This window comes from Hylemonella gracilis, assembly GCF_004328645.1.
GTDB lineage: Bacteria > Pseudomonadota > Gammaproteobacteria > Burkholderiales > Burkholderiaceae_C > Hylemonella > Hylemonella gracilis_B.
In genome coordinates this window covers 2,127,053-2,148,593 of record NZ_CP031395.1, presented here as the reverse complement: position 1 = coordinate 2,148,593, position 21,541 = coordinate 2,127,053, and the positions used below count along the sequence as shown (strand labels likewise).

At 66.7% G+C, this 21,541-nt stretch carries 20 protein-coding genes and 1 pseudogene; 15 read left to right on the top strand and 6 right to left on the bottom strand.

Annotated features, from left to right (window positions below):
- Positions 1-82: 82 nt before the first annotated feature.
- From DW355_RS10200 to DW355_RS10185, 4 genes and pseudogenes are all read right to left on the bottom strand, one after another.
- Positions 83-1,068 (bottom strand): annotated as a pseudogene (locus tag DW355_RS10200) (branched-chain amino acid ABC transporter permease).
- Entirely contained in the window at positions 1,065-1,838 is a 774-nt protein-coding gene (locus DW355_RS10195; protein ID WP_131279817.1) for an ABC transporter ATP-binding protein, read from the bottom strand. The pseudogene DW355_RS10200 and the gene DW355_RS10195 overlap by 4 nt, the downstream one beginning before the upstream one ends.
- Before the next feature lies 1 nt (position 1,839).
- Positions 1,840-2,598, bottom strand: a complete 759-nt coding sequence (locus DW355_RS10190; protein WP_131279816.1) for an ABC transporter ATP-binding protein — start codon at positions 2,596-2,598, stop codon at positions 1,840-1,842.
- A gap of 56 nt (positions 2,599-2,654) precedes the next feature.
- Complete coding sequence (locus tag DW355_RS10185) at positions 2,655-3,848, bottom strand: substrate-binding domain-containing protein (protein WP_131279814.1); 1,194 nt, start codon at positions 3,846-3,848, stop codon at positions 2,655-2,657.
- A 328-nt stretch (positions 3,849-4,176) separates the two neighbouring features.
- On the opposite strand from DW355_RS10185, the gene DW355_RS10180 reads away from it, so the two are divergent.
- The 12 genes from DW355_RS10180 to DW355_RS18390 all read left to right on the top strand — a co-directional run bounded on the left by DW355_RS10180 (position 4,177) and on the right by DW355_RS18390 (position 15,562).
- Positions 4,177-4,599 (top strand): RNA-binding S4 domain-containing protein, encoded by a 423-nt coding sequence (locus DW355_RS10180; protein ID WP_431733234.1) that lies wholly within the window; start codon positions 4,177-4,179, stop codon positions 4,597-4,599.
- 255 nt (positions 4,600-4,854) lie between these two features.
- On the top strand, positions 4,855-5,778 hold the full coding sequence (locus DW355_RS10175; RefSeq protein ID WP_131279810.1) for a MerR family transcriptional regulator: 924 nt from the start codon (positions 4,855-4,857) through the stop codon (positions 5,776-5,778).
- A gap of 4 nt (positions 5,779-5,782) precedes the next feature.
- Positions 5,783-6,862 carry an SAM-dependent methyltransferase gene (locus DW355_RS10170; protein WP_131279808.1) on the top strand — a complete coding sequence of 360 codons (1,080 nt, stop codon included), beginning with the start codon at positions 5,783-5,785 and terminating at the stop codon, positions 6,860-6,862.
- Between the two features lie 85 nt (positions 6,863-6,947).
- Positions 6,948-7,499: a DUF2878 domain-containing protein gene (locus tag DW355_RS10165; protein ID WP_165493173.1), complete on the top strand. Its 552-nt coding sequence runs from the start codon at positions 6,948-6,950 to the stop codon at positions 7,497-7,499.
- On the top strand, positions 7,492-8,280 hold the full coding sequence (locus tag DW355_RS10160) for a DUF1295 domain-containing protein (RefSeq protein WP_131279804.1): 789 nt from the start codon (positions 7,492-7,494) through the stop codon (positions 8,278-8,280). The genes DW355_RS10165 and DW355_RS10160 overlap by 8 nt, the downstream gene beginning before the upstream one ends.
- On the top strand, positions 8,277-8,999 hold the full coding sequence (locus tag DW355_RS10155; RefSeq protein WP_131279802.1) for a DUF6134 family protein: 723 nt from the start codon (positions 8,277-8,279) through the stop codon (positions 8,997-8,999). The genes DW355_RS10160 and DW355_RS10155 overlap by 4 nt, the downstream gene beginning before the upstream one ends.
- Positions 9,000-9,035: 36 nt before the next feature.
- Entirely contained in the window at positions 9,036-9,596 is a 561-nt protein-coding gene (locus DW355_RS10150; protein WP_131279800.1) for a lipocalin family protein, read from the top strand.
- A complete protein-coding gene (locus DW355_RS10145; protein ID WP_131279798.1) occupies positions 9,596-10,552 on the top strand; it encodes an acyl-CoA desaturase in 957 nt (318 codons plus the stop codon). Before DW355_RS10150 ends, DW355_RS10145 begins: the two co-directional genes overlap by 1 nt.
- A complete protein-coding gene (locus DW355_RS10140) occupies positions 10,549-11,799 on the top strand; it encodes an NAD(P)/FAD-dependent oxidoreductase (RefSeq protein WP_131279796.1) in 1,251 nt (416 codons plus the stop codon). The genes DW355_RS10145 and DW355_RS10140 overlap by 4 nt, the downstream gene beginning before the upstream one ends.
- The gene (locus DW355_RS10135; protein ID WP_131279794.1) at positions 11,792-12,595 is read left to right on the top strand and encodes a DUF1365 domain-containing protein; all 804 of its coding nucleotides are present in this window, start codon (positions 11,792-11,794) and stop codon (positions 12,593-12,595) included. Before DW355_RS10140 ends, DW355_RS10135 begins: the two co-directional genes overlap by 8 nt.
- Positions 12,592-13,860, top strand: a complete 1,269-nt coding sequence (locus DW355_RS10130; RefSeq protein ID WP_131279792.1) for an SAM-dependent methyltransferase — start codon at positions 12,592-12,594, stop codon at positions 13,858-13,860. The genes DW355_RS10135 and DW355_RS10130 overlap by 4 nt, the downstream gene beginning before the upstream one ends.
- Positions 13,861-13,909: 49 nt before the next feature.
- Positions 13,910-15,562, top strand: coding sequence for a methyl-accepting chemotaxis protein (locus tag DW355_RS18390; RefSeq protein ID WP_131279790.1), 1,653 nt, complete (start codon positions 13,910-13,912; stop codon positions 15,560-15,562).
- Here DW355_RS18390 and DW355_RS10120 read toward each other — a convergent pair.
- Complete coding sequence (locus DW355_RS10120) at positions 15,543-17,501, bottom strand: FAD-binding monooxygenase (RefSeq protein WP_131279788.1); 1,959 nt, start codon at positions 17,499-17,501, stop codon at positions 15,543-15,545. The genes DW355_RS18390 and DW355_RS10120 overlap by 20 nt on opposite strands.
- A gap of 178 nt (positions 17,502-17,679) precedes the next feature.
- Positions 17,680-18,147: a MarR family winged helix-turn-helix transcriptional regulator gene (locus DW355_RS10115; RefSeq protein WP_131279786.1), complete on the bottom strand. Its 468-nt coding sequence runs from the start codon at positions 18,145-18,147 to the stop codon at positions 17,680-17,682.
- 178 nt (positions 18,148-18,325) lie between these two features.
- On the opposite strand from DW355_RS10115, the gene DW355_RS10110 reads away from it, so the two are divergent.
- Genes DW355_RS10110 through DW355_RS10100 form a run of 3 tightly spaced genes read left to right on the top strand, consistent with a single transcriptional unit; the run spans position 18,326 to position 21,478 of the window.
- A complete protein-coding gene (locus tag DW355_RS10110) occupies positions 18,326-20,155 on the top strand; it encodes a DNA-3-methyladenine glycosylase 2 family protein (protein WP_242671108.1) in 1,830 nt (609 codons plus the stop codon).
- The gene (locus DW355_RS10105; RefSeq protein ID WP_242671107.1) at positions 20,058-20,588 is read left to right on the top strand and encodes a methylated-DNA--[protein]-cysteine S-methyltransferase; all 531 of its coding nucleotides are present in this window, start codon (positions 20,058-20,060) and stop codon (positions 20,586-20,588) included. Before DW355_RS10110 ends, DW355_RS10105 begins: the two co-directional genes overlap by 98 nt.
- Positions 20,585-21,478, top strand: a complete 894-nt coding sequence (locus DW355_RS10100; RefSeq protein WP_131279782.1) for a DMT family transporter — start codon at positions 20,585-20,587, stop codon at positions 21,476-21,478. Before DW355_RS10105 ends, DW355_RS10100 begins: the two co-directional genes overlap by 4 nt.
- The last annotated feature ends 63 nt before the right edge of the window (positions 21,479-21,541 follow it).

The following is a 21,541-nucleotide window of genomic DNA, read 5'->3' as shown; positions in this document are numbered from 1 at the left end:
GAGCTGGCTTTGCCAGGCCGCTGGGAGCGTCCCCTTGAGGGGGTAGCGAAGCGCCCAACGAGGCGCGTAGCCTGGGGGTGTTTCATCTGTTGGTGACCGGATAAACGCCTTGTGGCCGCCACAACAGAATGGCGACCATCAAGGCGATGTTGGAAAACAGCGCCACCTTGGGCACCAGAAAGCCGGTGTAATTGGCCATCAGACCCACGAGCAAGGCACCGATCAAGGCCCCCAGCGTGGACCCCAGCCCGCCGACGATGATGACGATGAAGATCAACACATTGACTTGGGCGCCCATCTGCGGCGTCACGCTCTGCTGGTACAGGCCCCACATCACGCCGCCCAGGCCCGCCAGCGCGCTGCCCGCGACGAAGACGCCAATGAAGAGACGCTGGATGCGGTAGCCCAGGCTCTCGACCATTTCACGGTCTTGCACGCCCGCGCGAATCAGCAGGCCGATCTTGGTGCGGTTCAGCGTCCAGGCCAGGGCCGAGAACACCGCCAGGCCCACGAGCACGCAAAGCAGGCGGAACTTCTCGACCGCCGCGTCGCCCACATAGAGCACGCCGCTCAAGGCCGGTGGCAGCGGCAGCGCGATCTGCTGCGGCCCCCAGATGACCTTGATCAGTTCCTCGCCGATGATCATGCCGCCCATGGTGATGAGGATCTGCTTCAGATGCTGGCCGTAGACCGGCCGCACGATGATGCGCTCGAAGGCCCAGCCCAGCGTGCCCGCCACGGCCATGGCAATCAGCATCGCGGGCAGGAGGGCCATCAGATTCAGCCACAGGCTGTCGGCCTGCACATAGCTCCCCATGCCCCCAGCACCGACACGGCGACGAATGCGCCCAGTGCGATGAAGACGCCATGGCCGAAATTGAGCACGTCCATCAGACCGAAGACCAGGGTCAGCCCCGAGGCGATGATGAAGATGATCAGGCCCATCGCCAGGCCCGCCACCGTCAGCGTGAGCCAAGTTGAGGGGCTGCCGATGGCCGGCAGCGCGAACAGAGCCAGCACGGGCACCAGGGCCAACGGCTTCCAGTCAAAGTCTTTCAGCACTTTCATCCGTGCGCCCCCAGTGACAAGCCCAGCAAACGCGCCTGCAAGGCCTCATCCTCCGCCAGCGCCGCCATGCTGCCGCTGTGCACCACGCGCCCGTCGTCCATCACGGCCACGCTGTCGCCCAGCTGGCGCGCGAAATGGAAGTTCTGCTCCACGAGCAGGATGGTGGTCCGCGCGGCCTTGAGTTCCTTGAAGGCCGTGATCATGTTCTGGACGATGGCGGGCGCCAGGCCCTTGCTGGGTTCGTCGATCAGCAGCAATTGACGTGGCTCGATGATGGCGCGGGCCACGGCCAGCATCTGTTTCTGACCGCCACTGAGCTTGCCCGCCGGGTGCAGCCAGAACTTCTTGAGCGCGGGGAAGAAACCGAAGATCCACTCCAGCCGGGCCGTGTCGATGTCATCCACCGTGCGCGCGGCGCGCGCGGCCAGCAGCAGGTTTTCCTTCACGCTGAGGTCGGAAAAGATGCCCATGTTCTCGGGCACGTAGGCCACGCCGCCGGAGCCGACGCCCCGCGCGATGTCCGGCGTCCGCCATTCAGTGATGTCCAACACGCGCCGCGTGTTGTCTTGATTCACCGCCAGCGTGATGCGGCCTGCACTGGCGCGCCACAGGCCCATGATGGTGCGCAGCGTGGTCGTCTTGCCCGCGCCATTGCGGCCCAGCAGCATAGTGAGCTCGTTCTCGGGCACGACGAGGTCGACGCCGTGCAGGATGTGGTAGGCCCCGATGTGCGTGTGCACGCCATCGAGCTTCAACAAGGGTTCGGGCATCTCAGGCGGTCTCTTCCTCGGGGTTGATACCCAGATAGGCTTGTTGCACGATGGGCGAGGCGATCACCGTCGCCGGCTGCCCATCGGCCACCAGTTCGCCGTTGTGCAGCACGATGATGCGGTCGGCCAGCTCCCGCACCACGTCCATCTTGTGCTCCACCAGCAGGATGGTCTTGGATGTGTCCTGCTTGATCTGGCGAATCAGGTTCAGGATGACGGGGGCTTCGTCCACGCTCATGCCTGCCGTGGGCTCGTCGAACATGAAGACGCGCGGCTCCAGCGCCATCAGCAGGGCCACTTCCAGCTTGCGCTGGTCACCGTGTGGCAGGCTGGCAGCATTTGCGTCGCGCTGCGCGGTCAAGGCCACCGTCTCCAGAATCTGCTCCGCTTTTCGAAGCAGATCGCGCCGATCGCTCCAGATACGCCAGAAGTCCAGCCCCGCCCCTGCCTTGGCCTGCACGGCCAACCGCACGTTCTCCAGCACGCTGAGCTTGGGGAACAGATTGGTCAACTGGAAAGCACGGCCCAGACCTGCGCGCGTGCGCAGCGGCGCGGGCAGCGGCGTGAGGTCCTGCCCGTTGAGCAGCACACGCCCCGCGCTGGCCGGGATCTGGCCCGAGATCAAGTTGAAGTACGTGGTCTTGCCCGCCCCGTTGGGGCCGACGATGGCGGTCAGCGTGCCGGGCGCGAAGGCGCAGGACACGGCGTTGACCGCGACGTGGCCCCCGAAGCGGACGGTGAGGTTTTCTGTTTGCAGCATGGATCGCAAAAGAAGCGCCCGGCAAACGCCGGGCGCGTGTTCGTCAGATCGAGCGCTCAGCGCTTGTTGCGGATGGGCAAGTCAATATCCTCGGGCTTGATCTCGCGCACCAGCTCGGGCACGCCCCAGGCGTAGGCCGGATCGGCCTTGATGCGGAAGTGGTACATGCTCTGCAGAGCCTGATGGTCTTCCTTGCGGAAGGTCATCTTGCCCTTGGGCGTGTCGAAGCTCATGCCTTCCATGGCGGCGATCAGCTTCTCGGCGCTCGCGTCACCGTTGGTCTTTTTCAGCGCCGTCACCACGGCCATCGCGGCGGAGAAGCCACCGGCGGTGAAGAAGTCCGGCGGCGCGTTGAACTGCTTCTGGTGCTCCTTGACCAGGTAGTCGTTGGCCGGGTTCTTCGGAATGCCGAAGTAGTAATAGAGCGCGCCTTCCATGCCGGGGAACTGCTTGTAGGCCACCATGGCGGGCAGGATGTTGCCGCCTGTGGCGAGTTCGATGCCGTAGCGGTTCTTCAGGTCCATCTCGGCGATCTTCGGGAAGGGCGTGGGTGCGCCCGACCAGATGACGGAGATGAACTTGCGGCCCTTCTCGTTCTTGAGCTGGTCCACGATGCGCAGCAGACCGGCTGTGAAATCCGTCGTGCCCACGGGCAAATACTCCTCGTGCACCACCTTGGCCTTCTTGATGAAGTCCTTGCTGGCCTTCACGCCGTCGCGGCCGAAGGCGTTGTCATTGGCCAGGGTGGCGATCACGTTGCCCGGCGCGTCCAGGGCGATGGCGTTGGCGGCGGCGTCCTGGCTGCTGCTGCGGCCCGTGCGGAAGATGTAGCGGTTCCACTTGTCGCCGGTGATGGAGTCGGCCACGGCGGGCTCCACCAGCAGGATCTTCTGGTATTCCTCGGCCACGGGCAGCATGGCCAGCGCCACGGGCGAGGCGGTCGGGCCGATGGCGATGTCCACCTTGTCGTCGGCATAGGCCGCGGCCAGCAGGCTCTTGCCCACATCGGGTTTGCCCTGGTCGTCCTTCTCGATCACCACGATCTTCTTGCCGGCCACGGTCATGGTGCCACCGGTCGCGTAGCTCAAGCCCATCATGAGGCCCACATTGCTCTGCTTGGCGTAGGCCTCCAGCGGACCCGTCTTGCTGTGGATCTGGGCGATGCGTATTTCGCCGGACTGACTGAAGGCAGGTACGGCCAACAGAGTGGCCAGCAGTGTTGCCACCGCTGCGAACGTGCGTCGTTGCATGGAAGTCTCCTCTCGTGCTTGTTGTGGTCGGGTCTGCGGGCGCGAACCATCGATACGGCATGCCGGTCGAGACCGCGCCTTCTGCGCCGCCGCATTGTGTGGAGCTTCATGCGAGCAACTCAGAGGGTTTTCCTGCCCTGCGTAGTTGTACGTAATCGCATGCGCGGGGGCACCCCGGCACAGCGCACACTCGGATCACGGTCGGACCTGTCACTGCGCTCATGGCGGGCCTAGAATCGCGCGCAGCAACGCCACTGCACACATGCCAGTCCATCGTCCCGCGTCCACCGTCGATCCTTCTGCGTCCGAACGCACGGGGATGAACACAATGCGGCTGGACAAATGGCTCTGGGCCGCGCGCTTCTACAAGACCCGGTCCCTGGCCGCCGAGGAAATCGGCAAAGGCCGCGCGCGCGTGAACGGCCAGGTTGCCAAGCCCGCGCGTGAACTCAGGCCCGGCGACATGGTGGAACTGCGCCAAGGTGCGATGGAGCGCACGGTGCTCGTGCGGGCCCTGAGTGCGCAACGCGGTCCGGCCCCGGTGGCGGCCCTGCTTTACGAAGAGACCCCCGAGTCCATCGCGCACCGCGCGGCCGCTGCCGAGCAGCACCGCCTGGCGGCCGAGCCCGCGCTCTCGCTGGCCCAGGGCCGCCCCACCAAACGCGACCGCCGCCAGCTCGACCGTGAGCGCGGCGGGCCGCAGGCCGATTCCAGCAACTGGGGCGAGCGCTGGAGCGCCTCACTGGACTGAACCAGCCCGAGGCCCATCGAGCGGCCTGCGCCGACCCAAGACGGAAAGATGCGGCACCCTCGATAGGCGGAGGCCTGTCCCTGCCTGCCCACCGCTGAGCAAGCGCTGTACAAGCGCCTTGCTGTCATCACCAAAATACTGGGTTTACATCCATATTTGCACTGGTTTTGTATAGATTATTTAAAAAATATCCCCAAAACATCCTGATGAATCGGTATTCGTATAAATTATGTACAACTTTTGTACAAGATACGCATGCCGACTGATCCGTCGCAAGACGTCACCGCCCAGGAGTTCTTTCCGATCCGCACCGTGTCCACGCTGACCGGTGTGAATCCGATCACCCTGCGCGCCTGGGAGCGCCGCCATGGGCTGATCCGCCCGACGCGGACGGCGACGGGGCACCGGGTCTACACCCGAGCCGACATCGACGCGGTGCGCCGCATCCTGTCCCTGGTGGATTCGGGCGTGGCCATCGGCCATGTGCGCGAGGCCCTGGCCGCGCAAGCGCGTTCGCCGTCCCCACCCGCCGCCGACGAAGGTCCCTGGGTCCGCGCGCGCGCGCAGATGGTGGACGCCATCTCCCGCTTCGACGAAACACGGCTCGAGACGCTGTACAACGAATTGCTGGCGGTGCATGCCATCGAGCAAGTCACGGCCAAGCTGCTGCTGCCCCTGCTGGTGGACCTGGGCCAGCGCTGGGACAACCACCCGGGCGGCATTGCGGAAGAGCATTTCTTCGGCATGTACATGCGCATCAAACTGGGCGCGCGCCTGCACCACCGCAGCCGCGCCGTGGTCGGCCCCAAGCTGGTGGCGGCCTGCCTGCCCGGTGAACACCATGAAATCGGCCTGCTGCTGTTCGCGCTGGCCGCGCACGAACAGGGTTACCGCATGGTCCTGCTCGGCGCCAACATGCCACTGGACCAACTGACCTACGCCGCGCAGCGCACCCAGGCCGCCGGCATCGTGCTGTCGGGCTCGATCGAGGCGCCCGCGTCGCTGTACGCCGAAGCCTTGCCCACCCTCCTGCGCGACGCGGCCATCCCGGTCTTCGTCGGTGGCCCGACCTCGGTGCATCAGCACGACGAACTGCGCGCCGCAGGCGCCATCCCCCTGGGCACGGACATCACCCGCGGGCTGCGCCAGTTGCACCTCACCCTCAATCCTTCGGAGTAAACCCATGACCGCCCTGACCCGGAACGCACCGCCCTCGAACGCGCCAGTGTCCCTCGCACTGCGCTGGGCCGAACAGGGCCATCTGCCCGACGCCCTGATCCGATACGGCATCCGCCGTCTCACGGGCGAGCGCCTGCGGGAGATTGAGGCCGACGATGCCGAGGCCGGTGCTGAACACGCGGCGCGCTTCATCGCGGCCCTGCCCCACCTGCCCGTGGCCCTGGTGCCAGAAGCCGCCAACGCCCAGCATTACGAAGTGCCGGCCGAGTTCTTCCGCCATGCCCTGGGCAAGCACCGCAAATACAGTTCGGCCTGGTGGCCCGAAGGCGTGCACACCCTCGACGACGCCGAGGCGCGCGGTCTGGCGGCGACCTGCGAACACGCCGATCTGGCCGATGGCCAGCGCATCCTGGAGTTGGGTTGCGGCTGGGGCTCGCTCACGCTGTGGATGGCCGAGCATTACCCGCACGCACGCATCACGGCGGTGTCCAACTCCAACTCCCAGCGCGAACACATCATGGCCGAGGCACTGCGCCGCAAGCTCGACAACGTGACCGTGATCACCAAGGACATGAACCACTTCGCTGCGCCGGAGCAGTACGACCGCGTGGTCTCGGTCGAGATGCTGGAGCACATGCGCAATTGGGACGAAATCTTCCGCCGCGTGCACGGGTGGCTGCTGCCGGGAGGGCGCTTCTTCATGCATGTCTTCGTGCACCGCGCCGTGCCCTACGCCTTCGAGGTGCGCGACGAGAGCGACTGGATGAGCCAGTTCTTCTTCACCGGCGGCATGATGCCCAGCGACGACATGGCCCTGCATTTCCAGCGCGACCTGCGACTGCTGCGCCGCTGGCGCTGGGACGGCACGCACTACGAGAAGACCGCCAATGCCTGGCTGCGCAACATTGATGCCCGGCGCGCCGAGGTCTTGCCGGTGCTGGCCGCGACCTACGGCCCGAAGCAGGCTGCCCAGTGGTTCCAGCGCTGGCGCATTTTCTTCATGGCTTGCGCGGAGTTGTTTGGCTACGAGAACGGTCAGCAGTGGTGGGTCAGCCACTACCTGTTCGAACGCCCCAATGCCTGAGGCTGCGAACGCCGCCCCCCCACCAAGACACAACGACCCGCATTCACGCCACCGATACCCCCATGTTCCTGACCCAGAGGCCCCCGTGCGCAAGCTCATCAACTTCCTGATCTATCAGACCGGCTGGCTGGTCTGCGTGCTCGGCGCGGCCCGAGGTTGGCCCTGGGCCGGCACGGCCTTTGCACTGCTGGCCCTGGCCTGGCACCTGAGCCGCGCGGACGACGCGCGTCCCGAGTTCGGACTGGTCCTGATCGCGGCCCTGGTGGGCGCGCTCTGGGATTCCGCGCTCGCCGCCAGCGGTCTGGTGCGTTTCGCCAACGGCGTGCTGATCGAGGGCACGGCCGCGCACTGGATGGTCGCGCTGTGGGTGTTGTTCGCCACGACACTCAACGTCAGCCTGGCCTGGCTCAAGCAACACCTGCTGGGCGCCGCCATCCTGGGCGCAGTGGGTGGGCCACTGGCCTATCTGGCCGGCGCCAGGCTTGGTGCCCTGTCCCTGCCCGACAGCAACCTCGCCCTGCCCCTGCTGGCCATCGGCTGGGCCCTCATCACGCCCCTTCTGTGCCTGATCGCGCGCCGCCTCGACGGCTTTCGTGCGATCACGCCTCCCACGACTCTGGAGACTTCCCATGTTTGACTGGAATGCCGCCCTCTGGGCCCTGCTCGCCATGAGTCTGCTGGGCATCGCCGGCTGGCTGCTCAGCCTGGCCCGGCGCGACGTGAGCATCGTCGACAGCCTCTGGTCGCTGTTCTTTCTGCTCGGTGCCTGGGTCCATGTGATTGCCCAGACTGGCCTGACCAGCCCGGGACCCCGCGCCCTGCTGCTGCTCGGCCTCTTGCTGGTCTGGTCCTTGCGCCTCTCGATCTACCTGACCTGGCGCAACTGGGGTCAGCCCGAAGACCACCGCTATCAGGTCATCCGCGCGCGCAATGAGCCGGGCTTCGCCTTCAAGAGCCTGTACCTGGTCTTCGGCCTGCAGGTGCTGCTGGCCTGGATCATCGCCGCGCCCCTGTTCACCGCCCTGGCCAGCCCCGCGCCCCTGGGCTGGGTGGACGCCCTGGGCGCCATCGCCTGGCTGCTCGGCATGTTCTTCGAAACCGTGGGCGATGCGCAGCTCGCCCGCTTCAAGAGCGATCCGACTCAGCGGGGTCGCGTGCTGGACACCGGTCTGTGGCGCTACACCCGCCACCCCAACTACTTCGGCGAGGCCTTGCTGTGGTGGGGCTTTTTCCTGATCGCCATCCCGGCCGGTGGCTGGTGGACCGTGTATGCCCCACTGCTCATGACCTTGCTGCTGCTCAAGGTGTCGGGCGTGGCCCTGCTGGAGCAGGACATCACCGAGCGCCGGCCCGCTTACGCCGACTACATCCGGCGCACCAACGCTTTCCTGCCCTGGTTCCCGAAGGAGCGCGCATGAACCACGGCTCCTTGCCGCGCAGGCCGGGCCACTCAACGACGCCGGCGAGACTGGCCCACGGGCTCAGGGCTTGCTTGCGAGGCAGCCTGATCGCGATACCCCTCGCGTTCGGGTTCGGGCTTGGCTCCACCACGGCTTGGGCCAGTGAACGCGTCTGGCAATTCCGCGTGCTGCTCGACGACGACGAGGTTGGTACCCACAGCTTTCGCGTCAGTGACGAGCCCCAGCGTGGCGAGCGCGAGGTGCGCAGCGAGGCACGCTTCACGGTCCGCTTTCTTTTCCTCAATGCCTACCGCTACGCCCACGAGGCCCGTGAGCGCTGGCAAGGTGATTGTCTGACGCGCATCGAAGCTCGCACCGACGACAACGGCGACATCCTGGCGGTGCGGGGTGAACGTCGCGCAGAGGCTTTCGCGGTGGACGGCCCCAAGGGCCAGGAACAGATGACGGGCTGCGTGATGAGTTTCGCCTACTGGAACCCGCGCATGCGCCAGCAGACCCGGCTGCTGAACAGTCAGACTGGGCTCTGGCAAGACGTGCGCATCGAGCCCCGGGGCACGGAGACGCTGACCGTGCTCGGCACGCCCACGAGTGCGCGCCGTTATGCGTTGCGCGGCGAGGATCTGCAGATCGACCTCTGGTACGACGGCGCCGACGACTGGGTGCAACTCGAATCCCGCGTCACCGGCGGCCGAACCCTGCGCTACCAGCGCTTCTGACCAGGCAATTCAATTGCTTCACCACCCGACACGACCATGCTGCAACGACTCATCCCCTTCCTCGCGATACTTGGCCTGAGTGGCCTCGTCGGCACGCTGTCCGGCTGCCAGACCAGCCCCGCGACCCCCATGCCGACAGTGACCCAGGTAGACCTGCCACGCTTCATGGGCGACTGGTACGTCATCGCCAACATCCCCACCTTCATCGAACGGGGCGCGCACAACGCCGTTGAAAGCTACCGCCTGGACACGGACGGCAGCATCGCCACAACCTTCCGCTTCCGCGCCGACGGTTTCGACGGTGCCGAGAAGGTCTACCACCCGCGCGGTTTCGTGCAGGATTCGAGCAATGCCTTGTGGGGCATGCAGTTCGTGTGGCCCATCAAGGCCGACTACCGCATCACTTTCCTGAACCCGGACTACAGCCAGACCGTGATTGCGCGCCAGGCGCGTGACTATGTCTGGATCATGGCGCGCACACCCTCGATTTCGGACACTGATTACGCTACCCTGGTGCGCCACGTCGGCGCGCTAGGCTACGACGTCAACCAGCTGCAAAAGGTGCCGCAGCACTGGCCTTCGGCCAAGGAGCAGTGATGCGCAGCTTGCTAGCCTGGTTCGACAACAACTCCGTCGCTGATCCCTCCCTTCCCAACGGCAAGCCCACGCGCCGCATCGACTGGCTGCGCGTGCTGCCCTTCATTGGCCTGCATCTGGCTTGCCTGGCCGCCTTCTGGACGGGCGTGAGCCCAACCGCGCTGGCCGTGGCCGTGGCGCTCTACGCGTTGCGCATGTTCGCCATCACGGGCTTCTACCACCGTTACTTCTCGCACAAGGCCTTCCGCGCTTCGCGCGCCATGCAACTGGTCTTCGCCGTGCTCGGCGCGAGCGCGGTCCAGCGCGGCCCGCTGTGGTGGGCATCGCACCACCGGCACCACCACGCGCACGCCGACCGCGAGACCGATGCGCATTCCCCGCGCCAACACGGCTTGTTGTGGTCCCACATGGGCTGGTTCCTCGCACGGGAGAACTTCGCCACGCGCGTGGCCCAGGTCCCCGACCTGGCGCGTTATCCCGAGCTTCGCTTCCTGGATCGTTTCGACGTGCTCGTGCCCCTGCTGCTCGCCCTGGGCCTCTACGGCACAGGCGAATGGCTGGCCACCGCCTGGCCCGCGCTGGGCACGGACGGACCCATGCTGCTGGTCTGGGGGTTCTGCGTTTCCACCGTCGCGCTCTACCACGCGACCTTTCTGGTCAATTCGATGGCGCACAAGGTCGGCAGCCGGCGGTACGCCGTGCGTGACACCTCGCGCAACAACTTCTGGCTGGCCCTGCTCACCTTCGGCGAAGGCTGGCACAACAACCACCACCGCTACCCCGGCTCGGCACGCCAGGGCTTTTACTGGTGGGAAATCGACCTCACCTATTGCGGCCTGCGCGCGCTGGCGGTGCTGGGATTGATCCGCGACCTGCGGCCCGTGCCCGAGGCCATTCGCGCGGGAGGCCGTACGGCCCCCTCGAACCCCGAAGACCAACCGGGGGGCCCGGCATGAGGATCGCCATCGTCGGCACCGGCATCGCCGGCAACGTGGTCGCGCACCATCTTGCGCGCGGACATGACATCACGGTGTACGAAGCCGGCGCCCATGTCGGTGGCCATACCCACACCCATGACATTCAGCTGGGCGGCGTCCGCCATCAGGTGGACACGGGCTTCATCGTCTACAACGACTGGACCTACCCGAACTTCATCGCCCTGCTCGACGAACTCGGCGTGGCCTCGCAGCCCAGCAGCATGAGCTTCTCGGTGCGCGACGAACGCAGCGGCCTGGAATACAACGGAACCACGCTCAACACCTTGTTCGCGCAAAGGCGCAACCTGCTGCGCCCCGCCTTCCTGCGCATGATCCGTGACATCCTGCGCTTCAACCGCGAAGCGCCGGCCCTGCTGCAGGACAGCGCCGAGGACATCACGCTGGGTGACTACCTGGAACGGGGGCGCTACACGCGCAACTTCATCGACCATTACGTCGTGCCCATGGGCGCGGCCATCTGGTCCACCGACCCGGTGAACATGCTGGCCTTCCCGGCCCGCTACTTCGTGCGCTTCTTCCACAACCACGGCATGCTCTCGGTCAACGAACGCCCACAGTGGCGCGTGATCCGGGGCGGTTCCGCGCGGTACGTCGAAGCCCTGGTGGCCCCCTTTCGCGACCGGATCCGCCTGAACACGCCAGTGCAGTCGATCCGCCGCGAAGGTGACCATGCCTGGGTGCAGGCGCAGGGCCAGACGGCCGAGCGCTACGACGCGGTCTTCCTGGCCTGCCACAGCGACCAGGCCCTGCGTCTGTTGGCCGACCCCAGCGCGGCCGAGCGCGAGGTGTTGGGCGCCATCCGCTATCAGCCCAATGAGGCGGTGCTGCACACCGACATGCGACTGCTGCCGCGCGCGCGCCGGGCCTGGGCCGCGTGGAACTACCACGTGCTACCCCAGGACACGGGCCGGGTCGCGCTGACCTACAACATGAACATCCTGCAATCGCTGGACACGCCCTCGCCAGTGCTGGTCACGCTCAACCATGGCGACGCCATCGACCCGGCCAAGGTGATCAAGCGCATCCCCTACGAACATCCGCTCTACACCCGTGCCGGGGTGGCCGCGCAAGCGCGCCAAGGCGAGATCAACGGCCCGCTGAACACCTATTACTGCGGTGCCTACTGGCGCTACGGCTTCCACGAGGACGGTGTGGTCAGCGCCCTGGCCGCGCTGCAACATTTCAAGGCACGCGGCCATGTATAGCGCGCTCTACGTGGGACACGTGCGGCATCGCCGCTTCCAGCCTCACGCACATGAATTCCGCCATGGCCTCTACATGGTCTACCTGGACCTGGCCGAGCTGGACCGCGCGTTCGCGGGGCGCTGGTTCTGGTCCACCCGTCGCCTGGCCCTGGCCCGCTTCAAACGCGCGGACTACCTGGGCGACCCGGCCCAGCCACTGGACGAGGCCGTGCGCCAGCGCGTGGCCCAGGTCACAGGTCAGCGTCCGAACGGCCCCATCCGCATGCTCACGCACCTGCGCTACTTCGGTTATGTCTTCAACCCGGTGACGTTCTATTACGTCCACGACGCGGCCGACACGCGGGTGGAGACCATCGTCGCCGAGATCACCAACACGCCCTGGAAAGAACGGCACAGCTACGTGCTGCCCCAGGACGGGCAAGCGGCGCGAGTCGATGTGCATCGCCACCGCTTCGCCAAGGACTTCCACGTTTCGCCCTTCATGCCCATGGCGCAGGACTACGACTGGCGCTTCTCTACGCCGAGCCAGACGCTCTCGGTGCACATGGAGAACCTGCAGGCGGGCGAGAAGGTCTTCGATGCCACGCTGGCCCTGGAGCGTCAGGCCATCACCAGCGCCAGCCTCGCGCGCGTGCTCCTGTTCTTCCCGCTGATGACCGCGCAAGTGATCGTCGGCATCCACTGGCAGGCGCTCAGGCTGTGGCTCAAGCGCACGCCCTTCCACACCCATCCAAGCAAACGCGCGCCTGAACCCACCCCGGCGAGCGCCACCTCCCCGCAGGAGCCCAAGCCATGAACACCGTCGCGAACACCGCCCCCGCCAGCGGGCCTTCTTCCATCGCCGGCCACACCCCCAAACCGCACTTCCTCGACGGCTTGGCCGAGCGTGGCGTGCGTGCGCGCCTGGCGCAACTCCGGCATGGCCGCGTGAGCCTGATCGAGCGGGGCCAACGCACGGACTACGGCTCGCCCAGCGCGCACTGCCCCATGAGCGTGCAGCTCGACGTGCTGGACCCGCGTTTCTGGGGCGAACTGGCCTTCGGAGGCTCCATTGGCGCGGGCGAAGCCTATATGGCAGGTTACTGGCGCTGCGACGACCTGACAGGCCTGATGCGCATCCTGCTGCAGAACCGGGAGGTGCTCGACGGCATGGAAGGTGGCCTTGCCCGGCTGACCGCGCCGCTGCAGAAAGCCCTGCACTGGACCAATCGCAACACGCGCAGCGGCTCGCGCCGCAACATCGCGGCGCACTACGACCTGGGCAACGACTTCTTTGCCCTCTTCCTCGACCCGAGCCTGATGTATTCCTGCGCCTACTACGAGACGCCGCAGTCCACGCTCGAAGAGGCCCAGCAAGCCCGGCTGCATCGGGTGTGCCGGCACCTCAAGTTGGGGCCGGATGACCACCTGCTCGAAATCGGCACCGGCTGGGGCGGCATGGCCATCCACGCGGCCCAGCACTATGGCTGCCGCGTGACCACCACCACGATCTCGCGCCAGCAGTATGAGCTGGCGCGTGAACGCGTGGCGGCCGCCGGTTTGCAGGATCGCATCACTCTGCTGCTGGAGGACTATCGCGATCTGAAAGGTCAGTACGACAAGCTGGTGTCTCTGGAGATGATCGAGGCCGTGGGCCACCAGTTCTACGGCACCTATTTCGCGCAGTGCGCGCGCCTGCTCAAGGACGATGGGTTGATGCTGCTGCAGGCCATCACCATCGCCGACCAGCGCTACGAGGCGGCGCGCAAGTCGGTGGATTTCATCCAGCGCCACATCTTCCCGGGCAGCACCATCCCATCCATCACGGCCCTGCTCAACGCCATCACGGCCAAGACCGACATGAAGCTGGTACAGCTCGACGACATCGGACCGCACTACGCGACCACGCTGCGTCACTGGCGAGAGCGCTTCATGGCCCGTCTGGGCGAGGTGCGCCTACTCGGTTATACGGACACGTTCATCCGCATGTGGGATTTCTACCTCTGCTACTGTGAAGGCGGCTTCGAGGAACGCGCCCTCGGCGACGTGCACATGCTGCTCGCAAAGCCCGGCGCCCGGTGAACCCGCTTCATTCCGGCCTCTCTTTTTTCCACCCCTCTTCATCGACTTCATGACCATACGCTACAAACTCATGCTGGCTTTCGGCTCGGTGGTGGGCGTCGTTCTGCTGGCCATCGGGCTCGCGATCTACCTGCTCTCCGAGGCGAACGCCCGCTTCGACAATTACCTCACCGGCATCAACGCACGCGCACTCACGGCGGCCCAGGTGCGCGCCGCAGTCGACCAGCGCGCCATCGCGGCCCGCAACCTCGTTCTCATCACCCGGCCCGAGGAAATCGCTGGAGAACAACGCATCGCACAGCAATCGCATCAAGAGGCCACCGAGGCGCTGCGACGCCTAGCCGAGTTGGGAAGGGACCCGGAGGCGTCGGAACAGGCGCGTCGATTCATCGACGACATCGTGGCCATCGAAACCCTGTACGCGCCAGTCGCCCTGAACATCGTGGATCTGGCCGTGCGTGGCCAACGCGAGGAAGCCATCCGCAAGATGAACGAGGAATGCCGCCCCTTGCTGGCGCGTTTGATCCAGGCCACCGACGGCTACGCCCGGTTCACGGCGGAGCGCGCGGACCAACGCGTGGCCGCCGCGCGCCAGTCCTATGAACGTCAACGTGCGCTGCTGATCGCCGTCTGCGTCGCGGCGATCGCCCTCGCGATCACCGCCGGACTGCTGATCGAGCGCAATCTGCGACGCGACCTGGGCGCGGAACCGGTCGAGATGCGCAACTTGGTCAGCACCGTGGCGGCCGGCGACCTGTCCGCCGCGCTCGCGGTTCGGGAGGGTGATCAGCGCAGCGTCCTGGCCACGATCGCGCGCATGCAACAGGGCCTGCGAGGCATCGTCGCCACGGTGCGGGAAGAAGCTCGTGAAGTGTCGCTGGCCTCCGAGCAAATCGCGGGCGGCAACGCTGAGTTGGCCTCACGCACCGAAAGCCAGGCCAGCTCGCTGGAGCAGACCGCCGCCGCCATGGAACAGTTTGGCGCAACGGTGCGCAAGAACGCCGACAACGCGGGGCGCGCCGACGAGCTGGCGCGGCAGGCCCACACGGTCGCGATGAACGGGGGCGAAGTGGTGGGCCAAGTGGTGCAGACCATGCAGGGCATCAACCAGAGCTCGCGCAAGATCTCTGAAATCATTGGCGTGATCGATGGCATCGCCTTCCAGACCAACATCCTGGCCTTGAACGCGGCCGTGGAAGCCGCGCGCGCCGGCGAGCAGGGGCGCGGTTTCGCGGTAGTGGCCAGCGAAGTACGCAGCCTCGCCGGCCGCAGCGCGGAGGCAGCCAAGGAAATCAAATCGCTGATCACCAGCAGCGTGGCGCAGATCACGCAAGGAACGCAATTGGCGGAAACCGCTGGCCAGACCATGGACCTCATGGTGAGCAGCATCCGTGAGGTGACCGCCGTGGTGGAAGAAATTGCCAACGCCAGCAAGGAACAGAGCATCGGTGTCACGCAGGTGAGCGAAGCCATCGTCTTCATGGACCGGGTCACGCAGGACAACGCGGCCATGGTGGAAGAGATGTCGGTCTCCGCGCGTGGCCTGCACGAAAAAGCGCAGACCCTGGTGCGCACCGTGGCCAGCTTCCGCCTGCCCTCGGATCAGGCGGTTGCGGCGGCCAGCGCGCCCAGACTTTCGACAACCTATGCGGGGCCGAGTGCCCTGCAGGAGCCGCCCGTGCTCAGGCGGCTGGCCGCATGAACCCCGCGAAGAACGCCGCCAGCTGCGCGTGAGCGGCCAATGGCAGCACCAGCGCGATGTACTGATCGGGCCGCACCACCACCAGCGCGCCCTGGGTGCGGTCCACACCGCGCAGGTCAAAAATGTCCGGCGCGGTACGGCCGGGCTTGATCTGCGCACTGAACACTTTTTCATAGTCACGCAGGCCGTGGCGCCCCTTGCGCGGCCACAAGAGCGTGGGCATGGTTTCGATGGCCAGGTCACGGTGACTGGGCTGGAAGATGGCGCGCAGGTCGAACACGGCGTCCGGGTCCTGCCCCGAGGGCGTGTAGCGGCGCACCGGTGAATCGGGGGAAGTCTCGAGAAACCGGCAGAGCGCACGCACACCCGACTTGTCATCCACGGCATCGTTCTGGCCCCCGAAGGCGTAGAGGCGCCAGCGCCCGTCGGCCTTGCCCGCATGGCCCAGGTGCACCACCTTGGCGTCGGTGATGCGCAAGACCTCGGCCGAGTGGAATCGGGTGCCGACCTCGAAGCCGGTGGCCAGGGACTGGTGGGCGTCATCGCCGCAGAGCAGCGACGGCTTGTATTTCGTGCCCATGCCCGCGGTGAAGCGCAGATGCTGCTCGAAGTACTTCTGGAACTCCTTGGGGTCCACGCCACCGCCCTTGCCACTCCCACCGCCCGTGTCGGGAGCGGCCTCCTCCGAGGCGGGTTTCTCGCTGATCATCGCTGCCCACTCGCGGTCGAAGTCAATCAATTGCTGGCCCACGGTCTGGCGTTCGGCGTTGTAGCTGTGCAGCAGCGAAGGCGGGCAGAGGCCACGCAGCACGGCGGCCAGCTTCCAGCCCAGGTTGAAGGTGTCCTGCATGGAGAAGTTCATGCCCTGGCCCGCCTTGGGACTGTGCGTGTGGCAGGCATCGCCCGCGATGAAGACGCGCGGCAACTGCGCCGCCTCGCGCCCCGCGGGCACGTCGTCGTACTTGTTGCAGATGCGGTGACCGATCTCGTACACCGACCACCAGGCCACTTCCTTCACGTCCAGCCGGTGGGGTTGGAAGATGCGCTGGGCCGCGCCGATCAGATGCTCGACCGTGATCTGCTTCTGGGCCACGCGTTCGTCCTCGCCCAGCTTGTCCATTTCCACGTAGAAGCGCACGAGGTGTCCGCCCTCGCGCGGGATGATCATCAGGCTGCCCTCATGCGACTGGATGGCCACCTTGTGGCGGATGTCCGGAAAATCCGTCACGGGGAGCACATCCATCACGCCCCAGGCCTGGTGCGCGGCCTCGCCCACCAGTTCACGGCCGATGGCCGCGCGCGTGGCGCTGCGTGCGCCGTCGCAACCCACCACATAACGCGCGCGCACCATCTCGCGCTGACCAGCGTGCGCGGCATCCACGCGCTCCAGCGTCACCGTGACCGGGTAGTCCGCCGCGGCCGGGTCCACCGTCACATCCACCAGCTTGCGTCCATAGTGCGGCTCCAGGCGGCTGGGGGAATGGCGCATGGTCTCCAGGTAGAAGTCGTGCACGCGGGCCTGGTTCAACACCACGTGCGGGAACTCCGACAGGCCGTCCTCGGTGTCTTGCACGCGGCCGTGGCGCACGATGTGGTCCGGCCGCTGCGCGTCGGGTTTCCAGAACGTCACCTCGTTGATCCAGCAAGACTCCTTCAACACCCGCTCGGAGAAATTGAAGGCCTCGAACATCTCCATGGTGCGGCAGGCGATGCCATCGGCCTGCCCTTTCTCTAGCGGCCCCTCCTTCTGCTCGACGATGGCGGTGCGGATGTCCGCGAAGGCCGCCAGTTGCGTGGCCAACGTCAGCCCCGCCGGGCCGCAGCCCACGATGAGCACGTCCACCTGGGCCGGCACGGCCTCGGTGTGTGGCAATGCCAGGGGGGAAGCGGGATGGATGTGCGGGTCACCGGCGCGAAAGCCGTCGAGGTGGAATTGCATGGCAGGTCTCCAGACAGGCCCGGCCGTACCGAGCAAAATTAATATGTATACATACTATATGCATGCTGTCCACATCTCGTCAAGAGGGCAATCCAAGTCCTCGCAACCTGTTCAGACCTGCGCGCCCCTGCCATGAACCGACTGGCCAGGCACCAGGGAAACCAGCAAAAGAAGACGCTCAGTCCCGCGCCGGCGTGCTGCTGAGCTCGGCCTGGGCTTCTATGATCAGGACCATCAGGCGCATCAGTTCCTTGCGCTCGGCCGCCGAAAGCGGCTCCACCAGCCGCTCCTGCGTCGTGAGCACGCGCGGGATCACCGCCTTGAGGATGCGCAGGCCCTCGTCCGTCGGGCTGATCAGTCGCACGCGGCGGTCTTGCGGACTCATGTTGCGCAGCACCAGGCCGCGCGCCTCCAGCCGGTCGATCACCCCGCCGATGGTGGCCGCGTCATAGCTGATGGACTGCGCCAGCGTCTTCTGGTCGATGCCCGGCTGCTGGCAGATGGCGTGCAGCGCCGAATACTGCACGGGCGTGAGGGCCAGCTCCGCCACCTCCTCGCTGAACAAGGCCACGGCCAACTGCTGCAGTCGCCGCGCCAGATGGCCGGGCAGCGTGCGCGGGTCCAGGCTCTTCCATTGCTGGCTCATGGGGAAGTAGGTATCGAACGGAGGTGATGCGCTGGGAGGCGCTGGTGCAGGCATTGCGCAATGCCTGCGGAAAGCGTGGACGATTCTAGTGGAGGACTGCATGCATCGAGCCAGGGGGTGCAGGAACATGTCCGAAAACGGCGAGTCCAGTCGAGGCCGATTGCCTATGATCCAACCCATGGACAACGCCCTCGACCCCGATCGCTGCTACCCGGCCCTGCTGGCGCGGGACGCCCGCTTTGACGGCGTCTGGTTCGTCGCGGTCCGCACCACCGGGGTCTATTGCCGGCCTATCTGCCGGGTGCGGCCGCCGAAACGCGAGAACTGCAGCTTCTTCCCGACGGCCGCGCTGGCGGAGGCCGCGCATTTCCGGCCTTGCTTGAAATGCCGCCCGGAACTGGCGCCCGCCGCGCGCCGCTGGAGCGCGATGGACGCCACCGCGGTGCTCGCCAGCGAGGCCGCCCGCTGGCTGGATGAATGCGCGCCTGAGACTGCCACACTGCCCGCCTTGGCGGCGCATCTGGGCGTCAGCGAGCGGCACGCGCGGCGCGTCTTCACCGCCGTGCATGGCGTCGGCCCACTGCAGTACCTGCAGACCCGCCGGCTGCTGCTTGCCAAGCATCTTCTGACCGACACCACGATGCCCGTCTCCGAAGTGGCGCTGGCGGCGGGCTTCGGCAGCCTGCGGCGCTTCAACGCGGCCTTCGCCGAGTACTACCGACTCAAGCCCAGCGCCCTGCGCCGACACCTGGACGACACCCTGGCCCCCACGCCGGACACCGTCGAGCTGCGGCTGGACCTGCGTCCGCCCTTGCTCGGTCACGTGCTGCTGCAGTTCCTGGCGGCGCGCGCGGTGCCGGGTGTCGAACGGGTCGACACCGAGGCGATGACGGTGGTGCGCAGCGTGCGCCTGAGTCGCCCCGACGACCAGGATCTGCTGGGCTGGGTGGAAGCCCGCCTGCCCCCCGACAACACGGAACGCCCACAGGTGCGGGTACGGCTGAGCGCCTCCTTGTGGCCGGCAATCGCCACGCTGATGCCACGGCTACGCCGCTGGCTGGATCTGGACGCCGATCCGGCCGCGATCGCGGCCGCGCTCGGCAAGGCCCTGGGCGGCCCGGCGACTGGCCTGCGGCTGCCGGGCACCCTTGACCGCTTCGAGCTTGCGATCCGCGCGGTGCTGGGCCAGCAGGTCACCGTCGCCGCGGCACGCACGCTGGCCACGCGGCTGATCGCGCGCTTCGGCGAGGCGCTGCCGCCAGGGCTCGGCGCGCCGGATGGCGTGAGCCACGCTTTTCCGCCACCGGAACGACTCGCCACCGCGACGCTGGATGACATTGCCTCACTGGGCATGCCCGCGCGTCGCGCGCAGGCGCTGATGACGCTGGCCCAACGCTGGCCCACGCTCGCCTACGCCCAGGGTCGCGGCGAGGTGGCTGCGGCCATCGCCGAACTGACCGAGCTGCCCGGCCTCGGCCCCTGGACCGCGCACTACATGCTGATGCGCGGCTGGAGCTGGCCGGACGCTTTCCCGCCCGCCGACGTGGTGCTGCAGCAATGCATGGAACACCGCGCCGAGCGTCCGCTGAAACCATCCGAAGTGGTAACTGCGGCACAGGCGTACGCCCCTTACCGCAGCTACGCGGTGCTGCAGCTGTGGCGCGAAGCGGCCCAAGCCGCCAGCCTGCGCAGCGCTGAAGGTGCCTGCGCGCGCGACGCCCAACCGAAGGGAAAAAACACAGTGCAACACGCGGAAAAAAGCACCGCCAAGGGCAAGGCCCAACTTATCCCAAAAGTTGCGACGAGACGCACGACCGATCCGAAGCGCCGCGACCGATCCGCCCCCTCCCACCTGGAGCCGCCTCATGAAACACCTCTGCCACACCACCCTGGATACGCCGCTGGGCGCCGTGCTGATCGCACGCAACGCGGACGGCCTGTCCGGCCTCTGGTTCGAAAGCCAGAAATACCATCCCGGCACACCGGCCGCGCCACGACACGACGATGACGCGCTGTTGACAGAGGCCGTCATCAACTTGTGCGATTATTTCGCCGGCAAGTCGCTGCGTGCGCTGCCGCTGTCACCGTCCGGCACCCCGTTCCAGCAAGCCGTCTGGCGCGCCCTGCTTGCCATCCCGGCGGGCACGACGCTCAGCTATGGCGAACTGGCCCGGCAGGTTGGTCGACCGGAGGCGGTGCGCGCGGTGGCGGCGGCAGTCGGGCGCAATCCCCTGTCGGTGATCATTCCCTGTCATCGGGTGCTGGGCGCCGACGGCGCGCTGACCGGTTATGCCGGCGGCCTGCACCGCAAGCAGGCGCTGCTGACGCTGGAAGGCGCCTGGCGCGCGGCGGCGGCCCCGACGCCCGTCACCGCAACGCCTGCTGGTGCCTCATCCCGGACGACCATTTTGTCGTCCCTGTCCTCTGGAGCAATTGTTTGAAGCAACGTGATGTGATTGAGATGATGGTGCTGGCCGCCATCTGGGGAGCGTCTTTCCTGTTCATGCGAGTGGCGGCGCCGGAGTTCGGCCCGGTGGCCACGGCTGCAGTGCGCGTGGCTGGTGCCTCTTTGCTGCTGTTGCCGCTGCTGGCCCTGCGCGAAGGACTCGCGGACCTGCGCGTCCACTGGAAGAGTCTGCTGTTGGTCGGTTTCCTCAACGGCGCCTTTCCCTTCGCCCTGTTCAGCTTCGCGGCGCTGTCGATCAACGCCGGACTGTCCAGCATCCTCAACGCCACCACGCCCATGTGGGGCGCGCTGGTCGCCTGGGCCTGGTTCGGGCAGCGCCTGGACGCATCACGCCTGGTCGGTTTGGCGCTCGGCTTCGGCGGCGTGGTGCTGCTGGCCTGGGACAAAGCTTCGTTCACCCCCGGCGGCGGTGGTCTGGCCATCCTGGCCTGCCTCACCGCGACCCTTTGTTATGGCATTGCCGCCAGCGCGACCAAGCGCTACCTGGGCGCCGCCAGCCCGCTGGCCGTCGCCACCGGCAGCCAGTTCTTCGCTGCCCTGCTGCTGGCCTTACCGGCGCTCGCGCTGCAACCCACCACCCTGCCCAGCGCCAAGGCCTGGATCGCGGTCACGCTGCTGGCTCTGCTCTGCACCAGCGTCGCCTACATCCTGTTCTTCCGCCTCATGAAGCGGGTCGGACCGACCAACACCATCTCGGTGACCTTCCTGATCCCGGTGTTCGCGCTGCTGTGGGGCTGGCTGCTGCTGGACGAAACCGTGAACCTGGCGATGGCCCTGGGCTGCGGCGTGGTGCTGCTGGGTACTGCCTTGGCGGTAGGGGTGATCAGGTTGCCGATGGTCGGGGCGGCGCCTATCGCGAAGTAAAGGGCATTGCCCGCCCAGGCTTTAACCCTCAGGTGTTTAGCTGATGGTCGCCCGCGATCGAGC